The sequence below is a fragment of the Pseudomonas azerbaijanoccidentalis genome, assembly GCF_019145495.1.
Classification (GTDB): domain Bacteria; phylum Pseudomonadota; class Gammaproteobacteria; order Pseudomonadales; family Pseudomonadaceae; genus Aquipseudomonas; species Aquipseudomonas azerbaijanoccidentalis.
The window spans coordinates 539,138-563,547 of the sequence record NZ_JAHSTU010000004.1 but is presented as its reverse complement, the minus strand read 5'-3'; the positions used below and the strand labels follow the sequence as shown (position 1 = coordinate 563,547).

Annotated in this window: 22 protein-coding genes; 12 read left to right on the top strand and 10 right to left on the bottom strand. The window is 60.5% G+C overall.

Annotated features, from left to right (window positions below; genetic code table 11):
* Positions 1-42: 42 nt before the first annotated feature.
* The 4 genes from trkA to def all read right to left on the bottom strand — a co-directional run bounded on the left by trkA (position 43) and on the right by def (position 4,283).
* A complete protein-coding gene (gene trkA, locus KVG88_RS16805) occupies positions 43-1,419 on the bottom strand; it encodes a Trk system potassium transporter TrkA (protein ID WP_075946934.1) in 1,377 nt (458 codons plus the stop codon).
* A gap of 21 nt (positions 1,420-1,440) precedes the next feature.
* Positions 1,441-2,751, bottom strand: a complete 1,311-nt coding sequence (rsmB, locus tag KVG88_RS16800) for a 16S rRNA (cytosine(967)-C(5))-methyltransferase RsmB (protein ID WP_217872065.1) — start codon at positions 2,749-2,751, stop codon at positions 1,441-1,443.
* The gene (fmt, locus tag KVG88_RS16795; protein WP_217872064.1) at positions 2,748-3,707 is read right to left on the bottom strand and encodes a methionyl-tRNA formyltransferase; all 960 of its coding nucleotides are present in this window, start codon (positions 3,705-3,707) and stop codon (positions 2,748-2,750) included. Before fmt ends, rsmB begins: the two co-directional genes overlap by 4 nt.
* 69 nt (positions 3,708-3,776) lie before the next feature.
* Positions 3,777-4,283 (bottom strand): peptide deformylase, encoded by a 507-nt coding sequence (gene def, locus KVG88_RS16790; RefSeq protein WP_130903760.1) that lies wholly within the window; start codon positions 4,281-4,283, stop codon positions 3,777-3,779.
* Between the two features lie 185 nt (positions 4,284-4,468).
* Between def and KVG88_RS16785 the strand changes: the two genes are divergently transcribed.
* From KVG88_RS16785 to tsaC, 3 genes are all read left to right on the top strand, one after another.
* Complete coding sequence (locus KVG88_RS16785) at positions 4,469-5,494, top strand: LysM peptidoglycan-binding domain-containing protein (protein ID WP_150702296.1); 1,026 nt, start codon at positions 4,469-4,471, stop codon at positions 5,492-5,494.
* Positions 5,495-5,575: 81 nt separating this feature from the next.
* Positions 5,576-6,682 (top strand): DNA-processing protein DprA, encoded by a 1,107-nt coding sequence (gene dprA, locus KVG88_RS16780; protein ID WP_217872063.1) that lies wholly within the window; start codon positions 5,576-5,578, stop codon positions 6,680-6,682.
* 54 nt (positions 6,683-6,736) lie between these two features.
* Positions 6,737-7,294 (top strand): L-threonylcarbamoyladenylate synthase type 1 TsaC, encoded by a 558-nt coding sequence (gene tsaC, locus KVG88_RS16775; protein ID WP_150702298.1) that lies wholly within the window; start codon positions 6,737-6,739, stop codon positions 7,292-7,294.
* Positions 7,295-7,408: 114 nt separating this feature from the next.
* Here tsaC and KVG88_RS16770 read toward each other — a convergent pair whose 3' ends face one another.
* The gene (locus KVG88_RS16770) at positions 7,409-8,386 is read right to left on the bottom strand and encodes an NADPH:quinone reductase (protein WP_150702299.1); all 978 of its coding nucleotides are present in this window, start codon (positions 8,384-8,386) and stop codon (positions 7,409-7,411) included.
* Positions 8,387-8,549: 163 nt separating this feature from the next.
* Here KVG88_RS16770 and hemF point away from each other — a divergent pair, with 163 nt between their 5' ends.
* Together hemF and aroE are read left to right on the top strand one after the other, a co-directional pair.
* Positions 8,550-9,464, top strand: coding sequence for an oxygen-dependent coproporphyrinogen oxidase (hemF, locus tag KVG88_RS16765; RefSeq protein WP_217872062.1), 915 nt, complete (start codon positions 8,550-8,552; stop codon positions 9,462-9,464).
* Positions 9,465-9,529: 65 nt separating this feature from the next.
* Complete coding sequence (aroE, locus tag KVG88_RS16760) at positions 9,530-10,351, top strand: shikimate dehydrogenase (RefSeq protein ID WP_217872061.1); 822 nt, start codon at positions 9,530-9,532, stop codon at positions 10,349-10,351.
* Between the two features lie 81 nt (positions 10,352-10,432).
* Here aroE and KVG88_RS16755 read toward each other — a convergent pair whose 3' ends face one another.
* The 3 genes from KVG88_RS16755 to betC form a co-directional block, all read right to left on the bottom strand.
* The gene (locus KVG88_RS16755) at positions 10,433-12,001 is read right to left on the bottom strand and encodes a SulP family inorganic anion transporter (protein ID WP_150702302.1); all 1,569 of its coding nucleotides are present in this window, start codon (positions 11,999-12,001) and stop codon (positions 10,433-10,435) included.
* Between the two features lie 111 nt (positions 12,002-12,112).
* A complete protein-coding gene (gene choX / locus KVG88_RS16750; protein ID WP_150702303.1) occupies positions 12,113-13,030 on the bottom strand; it encodes a choline ABC transporter substrate-binding protein in 918 nt (305 codons plus the stop codon).
* Positions 13,031-13,046: 16 nt separating this feature from the next.
* Positions 13,047-14,561, bottom strand: a complete 1,515-nt coding sequence (betC, locus tag KVG88_RS16745) for a choline-sulfatase (protein ID WP_217872060.1) — start codon at positions 14,559-14,561, stop codon at positions 13,047-13,049.
* Positions 14,562-14,675: 114 nt separating this feature from the next.
* Here betC and KVG88_RS16740 point away from each other — a divergent pair, with 114 nt between their 5' ends.
* A complete protein-coding gene (locus KVG88_RS16740) occupies positions 14,676-15,626 on the top strand; it encodes a choline sulfate utilization transcriptional regulator (RefSeq protein WP_217872059.1) in 951 nt (316 codons plus the stop codon).
* Between the two features lie 84 nt (positions 15,627-15,710).
* Here the strand turns inward: KVG88_RS16740 and KVG88_RS16735 are convergent, their stop codons facing one another.
* A complete protein-coding gene (locus tag KVG88_RS16735; protein ID WP_150702306.1) occupies positions 15,711-16,370 on the bottom strand; it encodes an NAD(P)-dependent oxidoreductase in 660 nt (219 codons plus the stop codon).
* 84 nt (positions 16,371-16,454) lie between these two features.
* Here KVG88_RS16735 and KVG88_RS16730 point away from each other — a divergent pair, with 84 nt between their 5' ends.
* The gene (locus KVG88_RS16730) at positions 16,455-16,781 is read left to right on the top strand and encodes a DOPA 4,5-dioxygenase family protein (RefSeq protein ID WP_217872058.1); all 327 of its coding nucleotides are present in this window, start codon (positions 16,455-16,457) and stop codon (positions 16,779-16,781) included.
* Here KVG88_RS16730 and KVG88_RS16725 read toward each other — a convergent pair whose 3' ends face one another.
* Positions 16,782-17,183, bottom strand: a complete 402-nt coding sequence (locus KVG88_RS16725) for a GFA family protein (protein WP_217872057.1) — start codon at positions 17,181-17,183, stop codon at positions 16,782-16,784.
* Positions 17,184-17,607: 424 nt separating this feature from the next.
* Here KVG88_RS16725 and KVG88_RS16720 point away from each other — a divergent pair, with 424 nt between their 5' ends.
* From KVG88_RS16720 to KVG88_RS16700, 5 genes are all read left to right on the top strand, one after another.
* Positions 17,608-18,915 carry a CitMHS family transporter gene (locus KVG88_RS16720; protein ID WP_150702309.1) on the top strand — a complete coding sequence of 436 codons (1,308 nt, stop codon included), beginning with the start codon at positions 17,608-17,610 and terminating at the stop codon, positions 18,913-18,915.
* A gap of 85 nt (positions 18,916-19,000) precedes the next feature.
* The gene (locus KVG88_RS16715) at positions 19,001-19,768 is read left to right on the top strand and encodes a TerC family protein (RefSeq protein ID WP_150702310.1); all 768 of its coding nucleotides are present in this window, start codon (positions 19,001-19,003) and stop codon (positions 19,766-19,768) included.
* Positions 19,769-20,017: 249 nt separating this feature from the next.
* On the top strand, positions 20,018-21,676 hold the full coding sequence (locus tag KVG88_RS16710; RefSeq protein WP_150702311.1) for a Na/Pi cotransporter family protein: 1,659 nt from the start codon (positions 20,018-20,020) through the stop codon (positions 21,674-21,676).
* Positions 21,677-21,732: 56 nt separating this feature from the next.
* Complete coding sequence (locus KVG88_RS16705; protein ID WP_217872056.1) at positions 21,733-23,121, top strand: M16 family metallopeptidase; 1,389 nt, start codon at positions 21,733-21,735, stop codon at positions 23,119-23,121.
* A gap of 216 nt (positions 23,122-23,337) precedes the next feature.
* Positions 23,338-24,366: a DUF5924 family protein gene (locus tag KVG88_RS16700; protein WP_150702313.1), complete on the top strand. Its 1,029-nt coding sequence runs from the start codon at positions 23,338-23,340 to the stop codon at positions 24,364-24,366.
* Positions 24,367-24,410 lie beyond the last annotated feature (44 nt).

Genomic DNA, 24,410 nt, shown 5'->3' with positions numbered 1-24,410 from the left:
CCTACACCGATCTCTGCGGGCTGCGATCTTGGCAATGTAAGGTCAGAAAAAGCTCAACCCGACATGGAACAACTTCTCCACATCGCGAATATGCTTTTTATCCACAAGGAACAGAATCACATGGTCGCCGGTTTCGATCACGGTGTCGTCGTGGGCGATGATGACTTCTTCGTCGCGAATGATCGCACCGATCGTGGTCCCCGGTGGCAGGCCGATGTTCTCGATGGCCTTGCCGATCACTTTGCTCGATTTCGCATCGCCATGAGCAATCGCCTCGATGGCTTCCGCTGCACCGCGGCGCAGGGAGTGCACGCTGACGATGTCGCCGCGGCGCACGTGGGCCAGCAAGGTACCGATGGTTGCCAGTTGCGGGCTGATGGCGATGTCAATGTCGCCGCCCTGGATCAGATCGACGTAGGCCGGGTTGTTGATGATGGTCATCACCTTCTTCGCGCCCAGCCGCTTGGCCAGTAGCGACGACATGATGTTGGCTTCGTCGTCGTTGGTCAGGGCCAGGAACAGGTCGGCATCGGCGATGTTCTCTTCCATCAACAGGTCGCGGTCCGAAGCACTGCCCTGCAACACCACCGTGCTGTCCAGGGTGTCGGAGAGATGGCGGCACCGCGCCGGGTTCATCTCGATGATCTTCACCTGATAGCGGCTTTCGATGGCCTCGGCCAAGCGCTCGCCGATCTGCCCGCCACCGGCGATGACGATACGTTTATAGGTTTCGTCGAGCCGGCGCATTTCGCTCATCACCGCGCGAATATTCGCTTTGGCGGCGATGAAAAATACCTCGTCGTCGGCCTCGATCACCGTGTCGCCCTGAGGCAGGATCGGCCGGTCACGACGGAAAATCGCCGCGACGCGGGTTTCGACGTTCGGCATGTGCTCGCGTAATTGGCGTAATTGCTGGCCCACCAACGGCCCGCCGTAATAAGCCCGCACCGCTACCAGTTGCGCCTTGCCTTCGGCGAAGTCGATCACCTGCAAGGCGCCGGGGTGCTGGATCAGGCGCTTGATGTAGTTGGTCACCACTTGTTCCGGGCTGATCAGCACGTCCACCGGAATCGCTTCGTTCTGGAACAGCTGCTCTTCGCGGGTCAGGTACGCGGCTTCGCGCACCCGGGCGATTTTGGTCGGGGTGTGAAACAGGGTGTGGGCGACCTGGCAGGCGACCATGTTGGTTTCATCGCTGTTGGTCACCGCGACCAGCATGTCCGCATCATCGGCCCCGGCCTGACGCAACACCGTCGGGAATGAACCGCGGCCCTGGACGGTGCGGATGTCCAGGCGGTCGCCGAGATCGCGCAGACGCTCACCGTCGGTGTCGACCACGGTGATGTCGTTCGCTTCGCTGGCCAAGTGTTCCGCCAGCGAACCGCCGACCTGCCCTGCGCCGAGGATGATGATTTTCATCCAGTCACTCCCTTAAACCGGTTAACCGCGTGCGGCGGCGATCTTGATCAGCTTGGCGTAGTAGAACCCGTCGTGGCCGCCCTCTTGCGCCAGCAATTGACGACCATGGGGCTGCTTGATCCCGGCCGCTGTGGCCAGGTCCAGCTCACGGGCGCCCGGTGTGCGGGCCAGGAAGGCTTCAATGACTTCGGTGTTTTCCGTCGGCAATGTGGAGCACGTGGCGTAGAGCAGAATGCCGCCCACTTCCAGGGTTATCCACAGGGCGTCGAGCAACTCGCCTTGCAGCACGGCGAGCGCAGCGATGTCGTCGGGTTGACGGGTCAGCTTGATGTCCGGGTGACGGCGAATCACGCCGGTGGCCGAGCATGGCGCGTCGAGCAGGATGCGCTGGAACGGTTTGCCATCCCACCACGCCTGGGTGTCGCGGCCGTCGGCAGCGATCAGTTCGGCGCTGAGTTTCAGGCGTTCGAGGTTCTCGCGAACCCGCACCAGACGCTTGGCTTCCAGGTCTACCGCCACGACGCCGGCCAGTTTTGGCTCGGCTTCGAGGATGTGGCAAGTCTTGCCGCCCGGCGCGCAACAGGCGTCGAGCACCCGCTGGCCCGGCGCGAGGTCGAGCAAATCAGCGGCCAATTGCGCGGCTTCATCCTGCACGCTGATCCAGCCGTCGGCGAAACCCGGCAGGCTGCGCACGTCGGCAGCGGCATCAAGCACGATGCCATCGCGGCTATAGACACACGGCGTAGCGGCGATACCGGCCTCAGTCAACAAACCGAGGTAAGCATCGCGGCTGTGGTGGCGACGGTTGACCCTCAGAATCATCGGCGGATGCGCATTGTTCGCCGCGCAGATGGCTTCCCATTGCTCAGGCCAGAACGCCTTCAGGGATTTCTGCAGCCAGCGGGGGTGAGCGGTGCGCACCACCGGATCACGCTCCAGCTCGGCGAAAATCGTTTCGCTTTCGCGCTGGGCATTACGCAGCACTGCGTTGAGCAAGGCCTTGGCCCAAGGCTTTTTCAGCTTGTCGGCGCAACCCACGGTTTCGCCGATGGCGGCGTGTGCCGGGACGCGGGTGTAGAGCAGTTGATAGAGGCCGACCAGCAACAGCGCTTCGACATCGGCGTCGGCGGCTTTGAACGGTTTCTGTAGCAACTTGGCCGCCAGCGCCGACAAACGCGGTTGCCAGCGCGCGGTACCGAAGGCCAGGTCCTGAGTGAAACCGCGGTCACGGTCCTCGACCTTGTCCAGTTGCGTGGGCAGCGAACTGTTGAGCGACGCTTTGCCGCTCAGGACAGCGGCGAGTGCCTTGGCGGCGGCCAGACGCGGGTTCATTGAGTGTCCGCCGCTTGGCCCAGCACGATGCCCGTGGCGAATTTCTCGCGGCGGCTGTTGAACAGGTCGCTGAAGTTCAGCGCCTTGCCACCGGGCAATTGCAGGCGCGTCAGGCACAGCGCCTGCTCACCGCAGGCGACGATCAGGCCGTCCTTGCTGGCGCCGAGGATTTCACCCGGATTGCCTTTGCCCTCGGCCAGGTTCGCTGCCAGCACTTTCAACGCTTCACCATTGAGTGTGCTGTGGGTGATCGGCCATGGATTGAAGGCGCGGACCAAGCGTTCCAGCTCAACCGCCGGGCGAGTCCAGTCAATGCGCGCTTCGTCTTTGTTCAGTTTGTGAGCATACGTGGCGAGGCTGTCGTCTTGCACTTCGCCTTCCAGCGTCCCGGCAGCGAGGCCGGCGATCGCCTGGATCACGGCCGGTGGACCCATTTCGGCCAGACGGTCGTGGAGGCTGCCACCGGTGTCTTCGGCGCTGATCGGCGTAGTGACTTTCAGCAACATCGGCCCGGTGTCGAGGCCGGCCTCCATGCGCATCACGGTCACGCCACTTTCGGCATCGCCCGCTTCAACGGCGCGCTGGATCGGCGCCGCACCGCGCCAGCGCGGCAGCAGCGAGGCATGGCTGTTGATGCAACCCAGGCGCGGAATATCCAGCACCACTTGCGGCAGGATCAGGCCGTAGGCGACCACCACCATCAAGTCCGGCTTCAACGCGGCCAGTTCAGCCTGCGCGTCTTCGTTGCGCAGGGTTGGCGGTTGCAGCACCGGGATGTTGTTTTCCAGTGCCAACTGTTTGACCGGGCTCGGCATCAGTTTTTGCCCACGACCCGCCGGGCGATCCGGCTGGGTGTAGACCGCAACGATCTCGTAAGGGCTGCTCAGCAGGGCCTTGAGGTGTTCGGCGGCGAATTCCGGGGTGCCGGCAAAGACAATGCGCAGTGGCTCAGTCATGAAAGCTCTCGATTACAAAGCAGCTTGAAAAGAAAAAGGCTTGCCGCAGCAAGCCTTTGAAGAGGGGCATCAGGCGTTCTGGCGATGGAGCTTTTCCAGTTTCTTCTTGATGCGATCGCGTTTGAGCGTGGACAGGTAGTCGACGAACAATTTGCCGTTGAGGTGGTCGCATTCATGCTGGATGCACACCGCGAGCAAATCTTCGGCGATCAGTTCGTAGGGCTGACCGTCGCGGTCCAGCGCCTTGACCTTGACCCGTTGAGGGCGATCGACGTTTTCGTAGAAACCCGGCACCGACAGGCAGCCTTCCTGATACTGGCCCATGTCTTCGGTCAGCGGTTCGAGCTCGGGGTTGATGAACACTCGCGGCTCGGTGCGGTCTTCGGAAAGGTCCATCACGACGATACGTTTGTGCACGTTGACCTGGGTCGCGGCGAGGCCGATGCCTGGCGCTTCATACATTGTTTCAAACATGTCGTCGACCAACTGACGCACTTCGTCGTCCACTACGGCCACAGGTTTGGCGATAGTACGCAGGCGCGAGTCGGGAAATTCGAGGATGTCTAAAATGGCCATAAGCTTGATTACTGCACGTGTGAAGTAAAGTCGGGTCGATGGCCTGGCGGGTCCGAAGATGCAGGCTACCGTTGTAAAACGTAGCTCCCTTCTGATGACAAGCAAGTTTTGGCAAGCAAGCCGGGAGCGAGCCACTGACGGCTCTGGCGTTTCACGCGAACGCACATAATAAAGGGATTCACCGCATGAGGAAATCACTACTCGCCTTGCTCCTTCTGGCCTCGGCCGGTTGGGCGCACGGGCAAGTGCAACTTCGGGAAGGTTTTCCACAGCGATACACCGTGGTAACGGGGGACACACTCTGGGACATTTCCGGAAAGTTTCTTCGTGAGCCGTGGCAGTGGCCGCAGTTGTGGCAGGCCAATCCGCAGATCGAAAACCCCAATCTCATCTATCCGGGTGATTCGTTGTCGCTGGTCTACGTCAACGGCCAGCCGCGATTGACCCTCAGCCGGGGCGAGTCGCGGGGCACCATCAAGTTGTCGCCACGGGTGCGCACCAGCCCTGTAGCCGATGCGATTCCGAGCATCCCGCTGAAATCGATCAACAGCTTTCTGCTCAGCAACCGCATCGTCGACAAGGCCGAAGACTTCGACAAGGCGCCGTACATCGTCGCCGGTGATGCTGAACGCGTGCTCAGCGGCACCGGCGACCGCATCTTTGCCCGCGGCCACTTCGACTTGGCGCAACCGGTCTACGGCATTTTCCGCCAGGGCAAGGTCTACACCGATCCGAAGACTCAGGAATTCCTTGGGATCAACGCCGATGACATCGGCGGCGGCGAGATCGTGGCCACCGAAGGCGATGTCGCCACGCTGGAGCTGCAACGCACAACCCAGGAAGTGCGCCTCGGTGACCGGTTGTTCAGTGGCGAGGAGCGCTCGATCAATTCGACCTTCATGCCCAGCGCGCCGAGCAGCGAAATCGAAGGCCTGATCATTGATGTGCCGCGCGGCGTGACGCAGATCGGTGCGCTGGATGTGGTGACGCTGAACAAAGGTCAGCGCGACGGTCTGGCCGAAGGCAACGTGTTGGTGGTGATGAAGACCGGGGAAACCGTACGTGACCGAATCACCGGCCAGCCACTGAAAATTCCCGACGAGCGCGCCGGCCTGCTGATGGTGTTTCGCACCTACGACAAGCTCAGCTACGGGCTGGTGCTTAACGCTTCCCGCTCGCTGGCGGTAATGGACAAAGTGCGAAACCCGTAAGCGTGCCTCACAAGTTACCAACAGAGTTATCCACAGCTTATGCCCGCTTGAGCGGGTGCTTATAACGATCAAGGATGATCCATGTCTCTGCCTACTGTTGAACCGGTTTCCCCTGCGGAACTGGAAGCTCGTTTACGTCTTCATCGTTTGCCGGAACTCGGTCCGGTGCGTTTCAAGAAGTTGCTCGACGCCTTCGGCTCGGCCTCAAAAGCCATCAGCGCACCGGCCAGTGCCTGGCGAGCGCTGGGGTTGCCGCTGGCGTGTTCCGAAGCCAGGCGCTGTGCTGAAGTGCGTGATGGAGCGAGCCATGCACTGGCCTGGATAGAGCATCCGGCCCAGCATTTATTGATGTGGGACCAACCCGACTACCCTGCGCTGCTGGCGCAAATCAGTGATGCGCCGCCCTTGTTATTCGTGGCCGGCGATCCGGGCATTCTGGAAAAACCGCAGCTGGCGATGGTCGGCAGTCGCCGCGCTTCCCGGCCGGGCATGGACACCGCGGCGGCGTTTTCCCGAAGTCTGGCGGGCGCCGGTTTTGTCATCACCAGTGGTTTGGCGCTGGGCATCGATGCCGCTGCGCACCAGGCCGCTCTGGACGTCGGCGGGCAAACGGTCGGTGTGCTTGGCACGGGTCTTGAAAAGTTTTATCCACAGCGCAATCGACGGCTGGCGGACGCCATGATCGCCTCGGGTAGCGCGGTGCTTTCGGAGTTCCCGCTGGACGCCGGACCCAGCGCCAGCAACTTCCCGCGACGCAATCGCATCATCAGTGGGTTATCGCTCGGCGTGCTGGTTGTTGAGGCCAGCGTGGCGAGCGGTTCATTGATCACAGCCAGGCTGGCGGCGGAACAAGGGCGTGAGGTGTATGCGATCCCGGGGTCGATCCATCACCCCGGCGCGCGCGGTTGCCACCAGTTGATCCGCGACGGGGCGGTGCTGGTGGAAACCATCGAACATATTCTCGAAGCCCTGCGAGGCTGGCAGCAACAACCGTTGTTCAGCGAAAGCAGCGTGGTTGCGACGCGTCATCCTCTAGTGATGCTGCTGCATGCCGCGCCTCACACCAGTGAAGCACTGGCCGTCGCCAGCGGCTGGCCGTTACCCAAAGTGTTGGCGGCGTTGACGGAACTGGAAATGGACGGCAGCGCCGTGTGCGAAAACGGGCGCTGGTTTGCGCGGGTGAGCTAGGTTTTATAAACAAGATCGGTAAACTGCACAGAGCCTTATTCTGGAGAGTTTTTCATGGTCAACAGTTGGCGTGTGCAGCAGGCCGCACGAGCAGTTCGCGCAGGGGCGGTGATTGCCTACCCAACCGAAGCAGTCTGGGGTTTGGGGTGCGACCCGTGGGACGAAGAGGCGGTTGAGCGGTTGTTGTTGATCAAGGGCCGGTCTGTGGATAAAGGCCTGATCCTGGTGGCCGACAACATCCGCCAGTTCGACTTCCTCTTCGAAGACTTCCCTGAGCTGTGGATGGACCGTATGGCCAGCACCTGGCCGGGACCGAACACCTGGCTGGTGCCGCATCAGAACATGTTGCCGGAATGGATTACCGGCGTGCACGAAACGGTGGCGCTGCGCGTCAGCGATCATCCGCAGGTGCGGGACTTGTGCGCCTTGGTCGGGCCGCTGGTGTCGACGTCCGCCAACCCGCAGGGACGGCCGGCGGCGCGCACGCGGATTCGCGTCGAGCAGTATTTCCGCGGGCAGGTTGATCTGGTGCTCGGTGGGATATTGGGCGGGCGCAAGAACCCTAGCGTGATTCGCGATCTGGCGACCGGGCACGTTGTGCGCCCAGACTGAACAAAGTGGTGCCCCAATCGCGGGCAAGCCCGCTCCCACAAGGATTGGCTGTGAACACAATTTTTGTGAACAACAGCCTCTATTGTAGGAGCTGGCTTGTCAGCGATGACGTCCTCAAGGCAACAAAACAACCGAACCGGTCGTACGCCGCGCCGACAACTCGGTCTGCGCCTTTGCCGCATCTGCCAGTGAATAGGTCTGGCTGATATCCACCTTCAACTTGCCGCTGATGATCATCTCGAACAACTCATCAGCCATGCGCTGCAGGTTTTCCGCGTTGTTGGCGTAGGTCCCCAGCGTCGGCCGGGTGACGTACAACGAACCCTTCCCCGCCAGAATCCCCAGGTTCACCCCGTCCACTGCACCGGACGCATTGCCGAAGCTCACCACCAGCCCACGCGGCGCGGCGCTGTCGAGGGACGTCAGCCAGGTGTCCTTGCCCACGCCGTCATATACCACCGGGACTTTTTTGCCGTCGGTCAATTCCAGTACGCGCTGTGCAACGTTTTCGTGGCTGTAGTCGATGGTCGCCCAAGCGCCGTTGGCTTTGGCCAGCGCGGCTTTCTCTGCCGAGCTGACGGTGCCGATCAGCTTGACGCCCAGGGCCTTGGCCCACTGGCATGCCAGTGAGCCGACACCGCCGGCAGCCGCGTGGAACAAAATGGTTTCGCCACCCTTGAGCTCATAGGTCTGGCGCAGCAGATATTGCACGGTCAGGCCTTTGAGCATCACGCCGGCCGCCTGCTCGAAGCTGATGGCGTCCGGCAGGTGCACCAGATTGGCCTCGGGCAAAACGTGAACATCGCTGTAAGCGCCCAATGGGCCGCTGCCGTAGGCGACGCGGTCGCCAGCCTTGAACCGGGTGACCTCGCTGCCGACTGCCTCGACCACGCCCGCCCCTTCAGACCCCACCCCCGATGGCAAGGACGGTGGTGGGTAGAGGCCGCTGCGGTAATAGGTATCGATGAAGTTCAGGCCGATGGCCTTGTTGGTCACGCGGACTTCTTTTGGGCCGGGCTCGGCGGGTTGGTAATCCACATACTCAAGCACGTCGGGGCCGCCATGGGCACGGAACTGGATACGCTTTGCCATCTGCTCTCTCCTGAGGTCGATTTACCAAGCCTCCTATCGGACTCCTAAGCTTGATCTTCGTCAACTGCGGCGAGTACATCGGCGGTGGTATGCTACGCGCCCATTTGCGCAGGCCCCGCTCCAATGGAGCGCCGCGTAGCTTTGCCCGATCCAAGGTGATGCCATGACTACCCGCACCGAGGCCGTAAAAGCCTATCTGCTCGACCTGCAAGACCGTATTTGTGCTGTTCTGGAAGCCGAGGACGGCGGCACGCAATTCGTCGAAGACGCCTGGACCCGGCCTGCCGGTGGCGGCGGACGTACGCGGGTGATCGAAAACGGCACGGTCATCGAAAAGGGCGGCGTCAACTTTTCCCACGTCTTTGGCAGTGGCTTGCCACCGTCCGCCAGCGCCCATCGGCCGGAACTGGCGGGTCGCGGTTTTGAAGCGCTCGGCGTGTCGCTGGTGATCCACCCGCACAACCCGCATGTGCCGACCTCACACGCCAACGTACGGTTCTTCATCGCAGAAAAAGAAGGTGAAGAGCCGGTCTGGTGGTTCGGCGGCGGCTTCGACCTGACGCCCTACTACGGCAACGAAGAAGACTGCGTGCACTGGCACCGCGTCGCCGAACAGGCTTGCGCGCCGTTCGGTGCCGACGTCTACTCGCGTTACAAGGCCTGGTGCGACAGCTACTTCCACATCAAGCATCGCCATGAGCCGCGCGGTATCGGCGGTCTGTTTTTCGATGACCTGAACGAGTGGGACTTCGACACCAGCTTCGCTTTCATGCGTGCAATCGGCGATGCGTACATCGACGCCTACCTGCCGATTGTGCAACGACGCAAGAACGACGCATTTAGTGCCCTGCAGCGGGAGTTCCAGGAATACCGTCGTGGCCGTTACGTCGAGTTCAACCTGGTCTACGACCGCGGCACACTGTTTGGCCTGCAATCGGGCGGGCGCACCGAGTCGATCCTGATGTCGCTGCCGCCACAAGTGCGCTGGGGCTACGACTGGAAAGCCGAGCCGGGCAGCGAGGAAGCGCGTCTGACCGAATACTTCCTGCAAGACCGCGACTGGTTGGCCAAGGGTTGAGAACTGTTTTGCCGGGAATGTCGCCAAGATCGCAGCCTCCGGCAGCTCCTACAGGTGAGGTGTAGATGGACCGTTATGTCGTATTCGGTAACCCGATTGGCCACAGCAAATCACCGCTGATCCATCGCCTGTTCGCCGAGCAGACCGCGCAAAAGCTGGACTACACCACGCTGCTGGCACCACTCGACGACTTTTCCACCTGTGCCCGGACGTTTTTCCTTGAAGGACGCGGCGCCAACGTCACCGTGCCGTTCAAGGAAGAGGCCTATCGGTTGGCGCACAACCTGACGGCGCGGGCGCAACGGGCGGGTGCGGTCAATACCTTGAGCAAACTGGCCGACGGCACGTTGTTGGGCGACAACACCGATGGCGCCGGCCTGGTGCGGGATCTCACGGTCAACGCCGGGTTCAGTCTGAAGGGCAAACGCATCCTGCTGCTCGGTGCCGGTGGTGCCGTGCGCGGCGCGCTGGAACCGCTGCTCGCCGAGCAACCGGCATCGGTGATCATCGCCAATCGCACCGTGGACAAGGCCGAACTGCTGGCCGAACTGTTCTGCGATCTGGGGCCGGTGTCGGCCAGCGGTTACGACTGGTTGCAGGAGTCGGTGGACCTGATCATCAACGCGACGTCCGCCAGTCTGACCGGCGAGGTGCCACCGATTGCCGCCAGCCTCATCGAACCGGGCAAAACCGTTTGCTACGACATGATGTACGGCAAGGAGCCGACGTCGTTCTGCCGTTGGGCCAGTGAACACGGCGCGGCGGTGTCGATGGATGGCTTGGGGATGCTTGCCGAGCAAGCGGCCGAAGCTTTCTTCCTGTGGCGCGGTGTGCGTCCGGATACAGCGCCGGTGCTGGCCGAACTGCGCCGACAACTGGGTCTTTAAGATCAAAAGATCGCAGCCTTCGGCAGCTCCTACAGAATGAGTGCAAATCTTATGCAGGCGCTGCCGAAGGCTGCGATATTTTCAGTCTTCAAACCGAATCGGGCACTTCTGTGCCCCTTCGAGTTTCCTCAACTCTTCCACCACCTGCGGCCGCGCCTGGCGCAGCGTCAGGCTGCGGTCCTGGCGCAATAGCCGCCGGGCTTCCTGATGCAGCATTTCCACCCCTGAATAGTCGATGAAATTGATCTGCTGCGCTTCGATCACCACGCGGGCGCCGTGCATGCGTTGCAGGCGCACTTGCAGGTAATGGCTGGCGCCGAAGAAGATCGAGCCGCCGACCCGCAGAATATCTTCATCGCCGTCGCGCACATGTTGTACCCGCGGTTGCGAGGTGCGCTTGAGGTAGAAAAACAGCGACGCCAGCACCCCGGCATAGATGGCTGTCTGCAACTCAAGCAACAACGTGGCGACGCAGGTCAGGGCCATGACCACGAACTCGGCGCGGCTGACTCGCAGCAACGCGCGGATGCCGCGATGATCAACCAGGCCCCAGGCGATCAACAGAATGCTGCCGGCCATCGCCGGAATCGGAATGTGCGCAATCAGACTCGCGCCAAAAATCGCAAATAATGCCACCCACAACGCCGAAAAAATCCCCGCCAACGGCGAGCAAGCGCCCGCTTCGTAGCTCAGCCCTGAACGGGTGAACGAGCCGGCCGACAGTGATCCGGAAAAGAACGCGCCGACGATGTTCGAAAGGCCTTGGGCGCGAACTTCTTGGTTAGCGTCGAGCATTTGCTGCGAACGTGCTGATATCGAGCGGGCAATCGACAGGCTCGTGACCAGCCCGAGCATGCCGACGGCCACGGCGCTGGGCAGCAGACGCAGGATCAAGTCGAGGTCGAGGGGCAACGGACTGAAGGGCGGTAGCTGACCTTTGAAAGCGCTGACCAGTTGCACGTGGCCGAACATCGACGGCCACAACCAGACCAGCAATGCGCCCAGTACCAGCGTGATCAGCAACGTGGGCCAACGGGGCAGCCATAGTTTGAGGACTACACCCACCACCACCGTCGCGAGGCCCAGCACCAGCGAAGGTTTATCCATTTCGCCGAGATGACGCAGCAGCATGATGAAACTGTCGAGGGCGGTAGCCTGGCTCGGCAAGTCCAGCCCCAGCAGATTGGGCAACTGGCCGACGGCAATCACCACGGCTGCGCCGAGGGTGAAGCCGAGCACTACCGAGTGGGAGACGAAATTCACCAGCGCGCCAAAACGCAGCAGCCCCAGCAGCCATTGGAAAATCCCCGCCAGGAAGGTCAGCAACAGGATCACGGTGACGTAGTCCTGCGTCGCCGGCACGGCCAGAGGACTGACGCTGGCGTACAAGACAATGGAGATGGCCGCTGTCGGACCGCAGATCAAATGCCACGACGAACCCCATAAGCAAGCGATCAGCACCGGGATGATTGCTGCGTAGAGGCCGTATTCCGGTGGGAGACCTGCGATCAGTGCGTAGGCAATGGATTGCGGCAACGCGAGAATCGCACCGCTGAGGCCGACGATCAGGTCTCGACCGACACTGGCACGGGTTTGCCGAGGCAACCAGGTGAGGAACGGGAAGAGTGAATGGCGGCTGGGGAAGGCCATGGGTCCTCTCGGTTGGGGTTTTACGAAAGAGTATCAGGACGTGAAGCAATCTGTAGCAGCTGCCGAAGGCTGCGTTCGGCTGCGCAGCCTTCGGCAGCTGCTACACAAGGTTCAGAGCTTGGCTTTGACTGCCGGCAAGGCATCTTTGCCATCCACGGTCTTCACGCCGTCGAGCCATTTATCCAGCACCGCCGGGTTGGCCTTGATCCACGCTTTGGCCGCGTCAGCATTGCTGACTTTCTTGTTCACCACCTCGGCCATGATGCTGTTTTCCATTTCCTGGGTGAAACTCAGGTTGGTCAGCAGTTTGCCAACGTTCGGGCAGGCCTGTGCATAACCTTTGCGGGTCAGGGTGTGGACGCTGCCGGTGTCACCGAAATATTTCTCGCCGCCCTTCAGGTAATGCATTTTCAGCTGCACGTTCATCGGGTGCGGCGTCCAGCCGAGGAAGGTCACGAACTTCTGTTTTTTCACGGCGCGGGACACTTCGGCCAACATCGCCTGTTCGCTGGACTCGACCAGTTTCCACTGGCCCATGTCGAAATCGTTTTTCTTGATGATTTCCTGCAACGAGATGTTCGCTGGCGCGCCGGAGCCGATGCCGTAGATCTTCTTGTCGAACTTGTCGGCGAATTTATTCAGGTCGGCAAAGTTATGCACACCCGCGTCCCACACGTAATCCGGGACGGCGAGGGTGAATTCAGTGCCGTCGAGGTTTTTCGCCAGCTGCGTAACATCGCCGGTGGCGACGAATTTATCGTAGAAGCCCTGCTGCGCCGGCATCCAGTTACCCAGGAAGACGTCAACCTGGCCATCCTTGAGCCCGCCAAAGGTAATCGGCACCGCGAGGGTGTCGACCTTGGCCTTGTAGCCCATGCCCTCCAGCAGAAACCCGGTGATGGCGTTGGTCGCGGCAATGTCGCTCCAACCCGGGTCGGCCATTTTCACCGTCTCGCATTGATCGGCGAACGCCGATGCGCTGCCCAGAGCTAGGAGCCCGACCGTCAGTACTGTGGATAACCTTTGCATGGACTTCCCCTTAACATTATTGGTTTTGGCAGGGTTGTGGATAACGTGCTTTACGCTCCAGGTCATCGAGGTCGATGTGGTTGCGCATGTACTGCTGACTGGCGTCCACCAGCGGCTGGTGATCCCAGCTCTTCAGCTTGCCGAGGGTCAGCGCCTCGGCGACGAAACGTCGGCGCCGCTGGCTGGCGAGCACCTGATGGTGGATCGCCGGAATATCCCATTTGGCTCGCGCTTCGGCGAGAAAATCGTCGAACAGCTGGCGATGTTGCGGTGACTGGCTGAGTTCTTCCTGCTCGCGCGGATCGTTGTGTACGTCGAAGAGTAGGCAAGGGTCGTCTTCGCTGTAGATGAATTTGTAGGCACCGCGGCGAATCATCATCAACGGGCTGATGGTGCCTTCGGCCATGTATTCGCCAAACACTTCGTCGTGACCGCCCTGCCCTTGCAGATGCGGCACCAGCGAACGGCCATCGAGCGGCAGGCCCGGTTCCAGCGAGCCGCCGGCCAGTTCGACGAACGTCGGCAGCAGGTCTGCGGTAGATACAGAGGAGCTCACCCGACCAGCGCCGAATTGCCCGGGAGCACTTATCAACAGGGGCACGCGCGCAGCCATTTCAAACCAATGCATTTTGTACCAGAGACCGCGGTCGCCGAGCATATCGCCATGGTCGCCAGAGAAGACGATGATGGTGTCATCGATCAGCCCTGTATCTTCGAGCGTTTGCAGGAGTTTGCCGACGTTGCTGTCGATATAGCTGCAAGCTCCGAAATAGGCGCGGCGTGCATCGCGGATCTTATCCACAGGCAGCGGTTTATCCCACAGGTCATAAACCTTGAGCAGGCGCTGGGAATGCGGATCGAGTTCGTGTTGATCAGGCGTTGCAGGCAATGGAATGTCGGCATCGTCGTACAGGTCCCAAAATGCCTTGGGAATGGTGTAAGGGTCGTGCGGGTGCGTCATCGAAACGGTGAGGCAAAACGGCTGATCGCCGTCCTCGCGAATGTGATCGAACAAGTATTGCTGGGCCTTGAACACCACCTCTTCGTCAAAATCCAGCTGATTGGTGCGCACGCACGGGCCTGCTTGCAGCACCGACGACATGTTGTGGTACCAGGTCGGGCGCACATCGGGTTCATCCCAGTTCACCGCCCAACCATAGTCGGCCGGGTAAATATCGCTGGTCAGGCGCTCTTCATAGCCATGCAACTGGTCCGGGCCGCAAAAATGCATCTTGCCCGACAGCGCGGTGCGGTAGCCGAGGCGACGCAAGTAGTGGGCGTAGGTCGGTACGTCGGCGGGGAAATCGGCGGCGTTGTCGTAGGCGCCAATCTTGCTCGGCAACTGACCACTGACCAGGGTAAAACGCGACGGCGCACACAGCGGACTGTTGCAGTAAGCGGCGTCGAACACCACACCCTCAGCGGCGAGGCGACTCAAATTCGGTAGTTTGATGGGCGATGGGCCGTAGAACGGCAACATTGGCGCGGCCATTTGATCGGCCATGATGAAAAGAATGTTCTTGCGCTTCATGTGATCGCGGCATTCCATAGTGGATGTTTATGCGAGAGTGCTGGGATTGAGGATGTAATCCATGCCTCTCGCGGTAAAGCCCATGCGCGGCAATGACTAGGATAAGCACAGCTTATGTATGACGCCCTCGGTGACCTGTCTCTGGATTTGCTCCGGGCTTTCGAAGCGGCAGCCCGCCAGCGCAGCTTCACTGCTGCTGCCAACGAACTGGGCACCACCCAGCCCGCCATCAGCCAACAAATCAAACGGCTGGAAGAGCAGTTGACGACCCGTTTGTTTGATCGCATCTACCGTGGCATCGAGCTGACGGAAGCCGGGATGATACTTTTCGAGCAGGTTCAGCTCGGTTTGCAGAATATCGACGCGGGATTGAGCGCAATTAGTGCACAACAGCAACATGAAGTGCTTCAAGTGGCGACCGATTTCGCTTTCGCGGCCTATTGGTTGATGCCGCGCCTGCACCGCTTTCATGCGGCCAATCCGCAGGTGGACGTCAGCCTGGTCACCAGCGAGCGCAGCCATAACATGCTGCGCACGGACATTGATGTGGCGGTGTTGTTCGGCGATGGCCGTTTCAAGCAGGGTGAAAGCCATTGGCTGTTCAGCGAGGAAGTGTTTCCGGTGTGCAGCCCGCAACTCATGAACGAGCGTGCCCTGCCCTTGCCTGCTCAGGCGTTGTTGGAACTTCCACTGTTGCACCTGCGCGGCGAGAACAGCAGTAACTGGTTTGACTGGAGCGGTGTGTTTCGTGAGTTGGGTATCACCTCGGCCCCGGCCCCCGGCCAGTTGCGCTTCGACAATTACACCCTATTGATTCAAGCCGCAATTGGCGGCCAGGGCGTTGCCATCGGCTGGCGGCACCTTGTGGATAACTTGCTGGCGCAGGATTTGTTGTGTCGGCCAATCGCCGAAACGGTGATGTCACGCCTGGGCTATTACGTGGTTTTGCCCCAGCGCAAACGACGTGGGGCGCTGATCCAGCAGTTTGTCGATTGGCTGATGGCCGAGCAGGCCAGCAGTGCCCAATCGCTCAACGGGTTGGCGTTGCCTTCGATTGCGGTTTGAAAATCAAAGATCGCAGCCTGCGGCAGCTCCTACAGGGGTACGCATTCCATGTAGGAGCTGCCGCAGGCTGCGATCTTTTAAATGCTATGAAGTCGCGATGAAATTGACGTGCTCGCCGATGTGCAAATTCAGGTGCATTTCATCGGCGATACCCGTAGCGGTGCGGGCCAGTCGTTCGAGCGGTTCGGCCAGTCCCGGTTCCAGATTGCCGGCGACCTGGCTGAAGTGCTCAATGGTCAGACCCGCCACTCCGCGCGGTGCATTCACCATCGTCCAATGCAAGGCACTGCTTTGCAGCGCTTCGCGGATTTCCTCGGCAGCATGGCGTTGCAGGCTGTCCTCGGTTTCCGGGTCGTCCAGCACGTCGAAATCCCCCACCAGAAACAATCGGCTGATGTTCGCTGCCTGCATGCCATCGATCAGCGCATCTACCGCCAACACCTGTTCGACCGGTCCCGGCACGATAGTTTTTTCCACGTATTCACTGTTGAACGGCAGGCCTGGTGCGTCCAATAAACAGATAACCGTCGAACTGCCGGCGACGCTTTGCTTCACCCGTTCTGCATCGAACAGGTCCCCGGTCTTGGCGCGTAAACCCGGACGCGGTGCCAGCGCCGTCAGATCGTCAAGAATGGCGATCACTTCATGTTGGCGCCGAAGCATTTCAGCCATCAGCGCACTGCCCAGGCTACTCATGGCACCATAAAGCACCACTTTCACCACCGGCGTTTCGGCGTTTTTCATGGCTGAACTCCCTTGTTTCCTGCGTATATGGCGTGTGACATGCATGGCGCGACAAGGGTTCGACTGAGTTTTAGAGGGATTCACATGCAACGGATCAAGGGTTATCACGCCCATGTGTATTTCGACGCCGGCACCATCGATCAGGCGCGGGACTTGTGTGAACGAGCGGCGCAGTTGTTCGCGCTGAAGATGGGCCGCGTCCACGAGCGTGCGGTTGGGCCGCATCCGGACTGGAGCTGCCAACTGGCGTTCGGACCAGAGTTGATCGGCGAGGTGCTGCCGTGGCTGGCGCTCAACCGCAAGGGATTGGTAGTGTTCCTGCACCCGGACACCGGCGATGATTTGCTCGACCACACCGAGCATGCGATCTGGATGGGGGCGGTCCGCCCGCTAAACCTGTCTGTTTTTTGATCAGAGGGTTTCTTCCGGCTCGCTGGGCAGATGCTCATCCAGGTGCAACCACGGCAAGCGGCTGTCGATCCAGATGTGCCGCTCGGCCGGCGCCAGCTCGGGATGGTCGAGGGTGGCAATGGTCACGTCGATGCTTTCTGGGCTCAGGTGCGTTATCAGCGCTAGTTGCGCGCCACAGCGGCCGCAGAAATAGCGTGCGCAGGTGGCTGACGAGTCGTACTGCGCTGGTGTCCCGGCCAGCCATTGAAAGGCCGAGGCGGGTACGGTGATCCAAGTGGTCACGATACCGCCGCTGACCCGTCGGCAAATCGAACAATGGCAGTGGGCGATATCGTGCAGCGGCCCGCTGAATTGATAGCGCAGTTGGCCGCAGTGGCAACCGCCTGTATGGATTTTGGCCATGCTGATTCCTCCTGATCCGTATGCCTCTGTAGGAGCCACCGAAGGCTGCGATCTTTTGATCTTGCTTTCAAAAATCAAAAGATCGCAGCCTTCGGCAGCTCCTACAGGTGTGTTTCGTGGCGCAATGTGCGCGAAGGCATCAAGTTGCTCCGACGACCGGTTGCACATCCGGTCAATGCTTTCATCGGCGAAAGCTGGCTGAAAGCTTCCCCGATTAGGATCGCCCCACTACCGGCAACAGACCGGTCGGCCAATGCCAGCGTTTTATCGCTCGCACAGCCCATTTAACAACAACAATGGTGATTCTGATGTCCTCTTCTATCCGCCGTTTCGCTGCAACTCCGCCCGTACGTCTCGTGCTTCCCGTTCTGCGCTGATCGCCGATCCGCTCATTCCCTAGCCGCGCTACGCCTGGAGTATTCCCATGCTGACTTTCCTTGGCTTCGCCATGGTCATCACGTTCATGTTCCTGATCATGACCAAGCGCCTGTCCGCGCTGATCGCCCTGATCATCATTCCAATCGTCTTCGCCCTGTTCGGCGGTTTCGGTCCGAAAATCGGCCCGATGATGCTCGAAGGCATCACTAAACTCGCGCCGACCGGCGTGATGTTGATGTTCGCGATTCTGTACTTCGCCCTGATGATCGACTCCGGCCTGTTCGACCCGGCCGTGCGCAAGATTCTCAAAATGGTCAAGGGCGACCCGTTGAAAGTTTCGGTCGGCACCGCCGTACTGGCGCTCGTCGTTTCCCTCGATGGTGACGGCGCGACCACTTACATGATCTGCGTAGCCGCCATGCTGCCGCTCTACAGCCGCATCGGCATGAGCCCGCGGATCATGGCCGGTCTGATCATTCTCGCCGGTGGCGTGATGAACATGACCCCATGGGGTGGCCCGACCGCCCGTGCCGCCAGTGCGCTGCACGTGGACCCCTCGGCGATCTTCGTACCGATGATTCCGGCCATGGCGGCCGGTGTGGTGGCGATCCTGGCCATCGCCTATTTCTACGGTAAACGTGAGCGTGCGCGTCTGGGTGAGCTGCACCTGGTGGGCGAAGAGATCGACCACAGCGAAATCAGCGTCTCGCAGTTCCCGGATGCCCGTCGTCCGAAGCTGATCTGGTTCAACGGCGCCCTGACCCTGGGCCTGATGTGCACCCTGATCGCCGGCCTGTTGCCGCTGCCGGTGCTGTTCATGGTGGCGTTCAGTATCGCGATGATCGTCAACTATCCTTGCCTGCAACAGCAGAAGGATCGCGTGGCGGCCCACGCCGGTAGCGTGCTGGCAGTGGTCGGGCTGATCTTTGCCGCCGGTATCTTCACCGGTATCCTGTCGGGCACCGGTATGGTCGATGCGATGTCGAAAAGCCTGCTGTCGGTGATTCCGGATTTCCTCGGCCCGTACCTGGCCGTGATCACGGCACTGGTAAGCATGCCGTTCACCTTCTTCATGTCGAACGATGCATTTTATTACGGCGTGTTACCGGTACTTGCCGAAGCCGCCAGCCATTACGGTATAACCGCGGTGGAAATGGCACGTGCCTCGATCGTCGGTCAGCCCGTCCACTTGTTGAGCCCGCTGGTACCATCGACTTACCTGTTGGTGGCCCTGGCCGGGATCGATTTTGGTGATCACCAGCGCTTCACCCTCAAGTGGGCAGTGCTGGTGTGCATGTGCATACTGGTTGCTGCATTGCTGATGGGGATTTTTCCGCTGTTCAGCACTCTATAAGCCCAAGACTCACCGCTCCGGGTCCAGGCTTCGCTGTTTGAAGTCCGGGCCCGTTGTGGTTTAACAATCGCTCAAAGGAATACACATGGAATGGCTGACCAACCCTGAAATCTGGGTTGCCTTCTTCACCCTGACCGCCCTGGAAATCGTCCTGGGTATCGATAACATCATCATGATTTCGATCCTGGTCAGCCGCATGCCCAAGCACATGCAGGCGCGCACCCGGATTTTCGGTCTGGCGCTGGCCATGATCACGCGAATCCTGTTGCTGCTGTCCATCACGTGGGTCATGCGCCTCACCGCCGATCTGTTCGAAGTGTTCGGTCAGGGTATTTCCGGGCGTGACCTGATTCTGTTCTTCGGTGGTCTGTTCCTGCTGTGGAAGAGCTCGCAAGAGATGTACCACGCACTGGAAGGTGAAGACGAAAGCAACGAAGAACCTTCGGGCAAGGGCGGCAACTTCCTGTACACCATCATCCAGATCGCGATCATCGACATCGTGTTCTCGCTGGACTCGGTGATCACCGCGGTCGGCATGGTGTCCCATGTACCGGTCATGGTGGCGGCGATTGTCGTGGCCGTTCTGGTGATGATGCTGGCCGCGGGCACCATCAGCGCCTTCATTGACAAGCACCCGTCGCTGAAGATGCTGGCGCTGTCGTTCCTGTTGGTGGTCGGTACCGTGCTGATTGCCGAATCCCTGGACGTGCACGTACCGAAAGGCTACGTCTACTTCGCCATGGCGTTCTCGCTGGCAGTGGAAGCGATCAACATCAAGATGCGCACCGCGATTGCGAAAAAACGCAAACAGCAGGACCCGGTGAAACTGCGCAAGGACATTCCGGGCCAGTAACCGCTCTTGTAGCAGCCGAACGCAGCCTGCGGCAGCTGCTACAGATGATGAAGTCAAAGGGGATCTTGGGGTCCCCTTTTTCATGTCTGCAGAAACCTGTTTTCATGACAGTTTTGTTTCAATCACCTCTTTAGCTATGCGATGCTGGCGCCCAGACCGTTAGCCAACTACAGCTTAAGTACAGAACGTAGATCGTCGCGCGGCACCGCCAATTTGCCCCTTTGGGGCGCTACACCACAGGGGGTCTGTATGCTCACCCTGCTCAATCTGCTTTCCGCCGTGGCCTTGTTGATCTGGGGCACGCACATCGTCCGAACCGGCATCCTGCGGGTGTACGGCTCCAACTTGCGCCACGTCATTGGCCAGAACATGTCCAAACGCTGGCTGGCGTTCATTTCCGGCATCGTCGTGACCGCGATGGTGCAGAGCAGCAACGCCACCGCCATGCTGGTCACGTCATTTGTCGGTCAGGGCCTGATGGCGCTGACACCGGCGCTGGCGACCATGCTCGGCGCGGATGTCGGTACAGCGCTGATGGCGCGGGTGCTGACCTTCGACCTGTCCTGGTTGTCGCCGTTGCTGATTTTCCTCGGGGTGATTTTCTTTCTCTCGCGCAAACAGACCCGACTGGGCCAGATGGGCCGCGTCGCGATCGGTCTGGGCTTGATCATTCTCGCTTTGCAATTGATCGTTGAGGCGGCGACGCCGATCACTCACGCTCAAGGCGTGAAGGTGATTTTCGCTTCGCTGACCGGCGACATCCTGCTCGACGCCCTGGTCGGTGCGCTGTTCGCGATGATTTCCTACTCCAGCCTCGCGGCAGTCCTGCTGACCGCGACCCTGGCCGGCGCCAGCGTGATCAGCCTGCCCGTGGCCATCGGCCTGGTGATCGGCGCCAACATCGGCAGCGGTATCCTGGCGTTCCTCAGCACCAGCATGCAGAACGCCGCCGGGCGCCAGGTCGCATTGGGCAGCCTGCTGTACAAACTGATTGGCCTGGTGCTGATCATTCCAGTGCTCGACCCCCTGGTGCACTGGCTCGACGGCCTGGACTTCAGCCCTCAGGAAATGGTCATTGGCTTCCACTTGCTCTACAACACGGCGCGCTGCCTGATCCTGTTGCCCACCGTCGGGCCGATGGCCAGGTTCTGTGCCTGGGTGTTGCCGGAGCGTCCGCAAGCCAACGGCACCGCCAAACCCCGGCACCTGGACCCCACGGCATTGGCCACTCCCAGCCTGGCGTTGGCCAATGCGGCGCGGGAAACCCTGCGCATGGGCGACCTGATCGACAACATGCTCGAAGCCATGCTCGACGTGTTGCATGGCAAGCAAACCGCCGTGACCCAAGAAGTGCGTCGCCTGGCGGAAGACGTGGAGTCGCTCTACAGCGCGATCAAGCTCTATCTGGCGCAAATGCCCCGCGAAGACCTCAGCGATCAGGACAGCCGACGCTGGGCGGAAATCATCGAACTGGCGATCAACCTGAAACTCGCCAGCGACCTCATCGAACGCATGCTGCGCAAGGTCCAGCAGCAGAAAACCTCGCAACGCCGGTCGTTTTCCGAAGTCGGCCTGGAAGAGCTGGCGGGATTGCACAGCCAATTGATTGCCAACCTGCGCCTGGGCTTGTCGGTATTCCTCAGTGCGGACCCGGAAAGCGCCCGCCAATTGGTCCGTGAGAAACGTCGCTTTCGCGCGCAGGAACGGCGTTTGGCCCACGCTCATGTCAGCCGTTTGCAACGTAAGATCGTGCAGAGTATCGAAACCAGTTCGTTGCACCTGGAGTTGATTGCCGACATGAAGCGTCTGAATTCGCTGTTTTGCAGCAGCGCCTACGTGGTGCTGGAAACATCCGATACCGGCGCGCTGGTGGTCGACGATTTAACGGACATCACGCATTCTCCCTGAACGTCCACCGTGGCCCGAAGTCTGTTGAACTCACGCTAGCCGTATGGAAGCTCGTTATGCGTTGTCTGCTGTTCGCCTGTCTGTTGCTCGGTTCACTCCCTTCGTTTGCTCTGGATCGTTTCCAGGTCGAGGGTTATACCCTGCGCAACGGCCTGCAATTGCTGCTCAAACCGGGTGCCGAACGCGGGCATGTGGCGATCCGGCTGGTGGTTGGCGTCGGCATCGACGATTTCAACTGCGCGGAAAAAGAGTTGCCGCACCTGCTCGAACACCTGCTGTTCAGCGGCATCGACGCCAGCGGCGAAGGCGGTCTGGAGGAACGCATGCAAGCGCTGGGTGGCGAATGGAACGCTTTCACCAGCAACGCCGACACCACCTTCGTGATCGAAGCCCCGGCGAAAAACCAGCGCAAAGTCCTCGATTTGCTCTTGGCGTTACTGACTCAAACCCGGTTTGACGACAATGCCATCAACGCCGCCAAGCAAGTGGTCGAGCGCGAAGACGGCGGTCACTACACGCACTTGCAGCGCTGGCTGGATCGTCAGGATCTGGGTCACACCGCCAGCAAGCAGTTGGCCGTGGAACTCGGGCTCAAATGCTCCGAGCGTGCAGAAGTCCATCAATTGACCCGCGAACAACTGGAGAAAGTCCGCCAGGATTGGTACGCGCCCAACAACATGACGCTGATCGTGGTCGGTGACCTTGACCGCTTGCTGCCGGCCTATCTGGAACGCACCTACGGCACGTTGGTCCCGATCGAACCCGGCAGCCACCCGCCGCTACCGCAAATTCAGGCCAGCGCCGCTCACGAGCGCGTTCTCACGCGGGGTTTCGTGGGTGATGGGGCCAAGCTGCACTGGCTGGTGCCGGAGCCGGTGCTGGAAGATCAGCACGACGTAACCTTCGACCTGCTCAAGGACTACCTGGACTGGGCGCTGTATCGCCAGTTGCGGCTGGCGCACAGTTTGTCCTATGGACCGTGGGCCGAGCGTGAGGTGTTCGGTGGCGTTGGCTTCATGAGCCTCAATGCCGACCTTGACCGCGACGACGTGGACGAGGCCCTGACGGTGCTGGATGACTTGAAGGCTCAGTTGCTCAAGGACGGCTTGAACGCCGAGACCTTCAACCGCCTCAAACAGGCCGCCATGGCCCGCCAGGCCTGGGCGGTGCAAGGCAACAGTGCGCTGGCGGATTACTACTGGAGCGCGCTGGGCGACTACGAGGACGGCCGTTTCGCCAATCCCGCCAAGGAGCTGCAAGCGGTCTCCCTCGCCGAGGCGAACAAGGCGATGCGCGAACTGCTCCTGCAGCCGGGGTATGTGCGGATCGAGAAGCCGCTGCTTAGCGATGATCAGGTGTTGTGGGTGATTGCTGGAGGGATGGGGTTGATTGTCCTGATCCTGCTGGGATGGCAATTACACCGACGATCAACACGAACCGTGTAGCAGCTGGCGCAGCCCGCGTTCGGCTGCGCAGCAGTCGTACACCATGCATCGCGGTCTCTGAGAAAAATCTGCGATAACGAATTCATGGCTACTTCGCAGCCGAATGCAGCCTTCGGCAGCGGCTACGGGATTCGTGGCCTGAGGCAGCGCTCGCCACGCCGACGCGCCAGCGGTAACCTGTCAGGGATTTCTCCTACGACTGGTGTGAACCGCCGAATGCCGAACCTGACCCTCTTCGTACAGCGCATCCTCGAATTGATGAAGCGCTACCCCGGGGTCATTGCGCTCGGTGGTTTTGTCTCCGGGGTCGGCAGCTTCATTCTGGTCGACCGCCAGCAGGGCCTGGCGAGCTGGATCACCACCATCATGCTGATCAGCTGGATCTGGCTGATGCTGGAAAACAGCCTGACGAAGCTGTTCACGCGAATCTTCAAACGGGAAATCCCCCAGCCGCTGCTGCGTTACGCGACGCAGATGATCCACCAGGAAAGCCTGTTTTTCGTCCTGCCGTTCTTTTTCATCACCACGACGTGGAACAGCGGCCAGTTGTTCTTTACCGGGCTTTTGGGCATCGCGGCATTGATTTCCATTGTCGACCCGCTCTACTACAAATGGCTGGCGCCCCGGCGCTGGGCGTTCCTGGCTTTGCACACGCTGACCCTGTTCGCCGCCCTGCTCACGGCGTTGCCGGTGATCATGCACCTGACCACCTCACAAAGTTTCAAGTGGGCGCTGGGGATCGCCGTATTGCTGTCGTTCCCGAGCCTGGCGTCGATCTTCCCGATTCGCACCGTGCGCAATGCCCTGGCCATTTTGTGTATCACTGTAGGCATCGGCGGCGTTGGCTGGGTGCTGCGCTCATGGGTGCCGCCGGCGACCTTGTGGATGACTGACGTGGCCATCAGCACACAGATGCAGGACCGCACGCCCGGTGCCAGCCTCGACGAGGTCAGCGTTGAGCAGATTCGCGGCGGTGGCTTGTACGCCTATACCGCGATCAACGCCCCGCGTGGTCTCGACGAGCGGATTTATCATGTGTGGCAGTTCAACGGCAAAGAGGTCGACCGCATCCCGCTGGACATCCACGGTGGGCGTAAGGAAGGCTACCGGGCCTGGACCCACAAGCAGAACTTCCCCGGCAACCCGGCGGGCAAATGGCAGGTCCGGGTACTCACCGAAGACGGCCAGTTGATTGGCGTATTGCGCTTCAAGGTGGCAGACAGCACACCAGTCAAAGAAAAGTGAGGGAGTTCGTGCTATTACGTAGGACAGCGTAAATAACCGAAAAA

Coding starts and splice junctions, on each gene's coding strand:
- trkA (WP_075946934.1), bottom strand. CDS start 1,419: ATGAAAATCATCATCCTCGGCGCAGGGCAGGTCGGCGGTTCGCTGGCG.
- rsmB (WP_217872065.1), bottom strand. CDS start 2,751: ATGAACCCGCGTCTGGCCGCCGCCAAGGCACTCGCCGCTGTCCTGAGC.
- fmt (WP_217872064.1), bottom strand. CDS start 3,707: ATGACTGAGCCACTGCGCATTGTCTTTGCCGGCACCCCGGAATTCGCC.
- def (WP_130903760.1), bottom strand. CDS start 4,283: ATGGCCATTTTAGACATCCTCGAATTTCCCGACTCGCGCCTGCGTACT.
- KVG88_RS16785 (WP_150702296.1), top strand. CDS start 4,469: ATGAGGAAATCACTACTCGCCTTGCTCCTTCTGGCCTCGGCCGGTTGG.
- dprA (WP_217872063.1), top strand. CDS start 5,576: ATGTCTCTGCCTACTGTTGAACCGGTTTCCCCTGCGGAACTGGAAGCT.
- tsaC (WP_150702298.1), top strand. CDS start 6,737: ATGGTCAACAGTTGGCGTGTGCAGCAGGCCGCACGAGCAGTTCGCGCA.
- KVG88_RS16770 (WP_150702299.1), bottom strand. CDS start 8,386: ATGGCAAAGCGTATCCAGTTCCGTGCCCATGGCGGCCCCGACGTGCTT.
- hemF (WP_217872062.1), top strand. CDS start 8,550: ATGACTACCCGCACCGAGGCCGTAAAAGCCTATCTGCTCGACCTGCAA.
- aroE (WP_217872061.1), top strand. CDS start 9,530: ATGGACCGTTATGTCGTATTCGGTAACCCGATTGGCCACAGCAAATCA.
- KVG88_RS16755 (WP_150702302.1), bottom strand. CDS start 12,001: ATGGCCTTCCCCAGCCGCCATTCACTCTTCCCGTTCCTCACCTGGTTG.
- choX (WP_150702303.1), bottom strand. CDS start 13,030: ATGCAAAGGTTATCCACAGTACTGACGGTCGGGCTCCTAGCTCTGGGC.
- betC (WP_217872060.1), bottom strand. CDS start 14,561: ATGAAGCGCAAGAACATTCTTTTCATCATGGCCGATCAAATGGCCGCG.
- KVG88_RS16740 (WP_217872059.1), top strand. CDS start 14,676: ATGTATGACGCCCTCGGTGACCTGTCTCTGGATTTGCTCCGGGCTTTC.
- KVG88_RS16735 (WP_150702306.1), bottom strand. CDS start 16,370: ATGAAAAACGCCGAAACGCCGGTGGTGAAAGTGGTGCTTTATGGTGCC.
- KVG88_RS16730 (WP_217872058.1), top strand. CDS start 16,455: ATGCAACGGATCAAGGGTTATCACGCCCATGTGTATTTCGACGCCGGC.
- KVG88_RS16725 (WP_217872057.1), bottom strand. CDS start 17,183: ATGGCCAAAATCCATACAGGCGGTTGCCACTGCGGCCAACTGCGCTAT.
- KVG88_RS16720 (WP_150702309.1), top strand. CDS start 17,608: ATGCTGACTTTCCTTGGCTTCGCCATGGTCATCACGTTCATGTTCCTG.
- KVG88_RS16715 (WP_150702310.1), top strand. CDS start 19,001: ATGGAATGGCTGACCAACCCTGAAATCTGGGTTGCCTTCTTCACCCTG.
- KVG88_RS16710 (WP_150702311.1), top strand. CDS start 20,018: ATGCTCACCCTGCTCAATCTGCTTTCCGCCGTGGCCTTGTTGATCTGG.
- KVG88_RS16705 (WP_217872056.1), top strand. CDS start 21,733: ATGCGTTGTCTGCTGTTCGCCTGTCTGTTGCTCGGTTCACTCCCTTCG.
- KVG88_RS16700 (WP_150702313.1), top strand. CDS start 23,338: ATGCCGAACCTGACCCTCTTCGTACAGCGCATCCTCGAATTGATGAAG.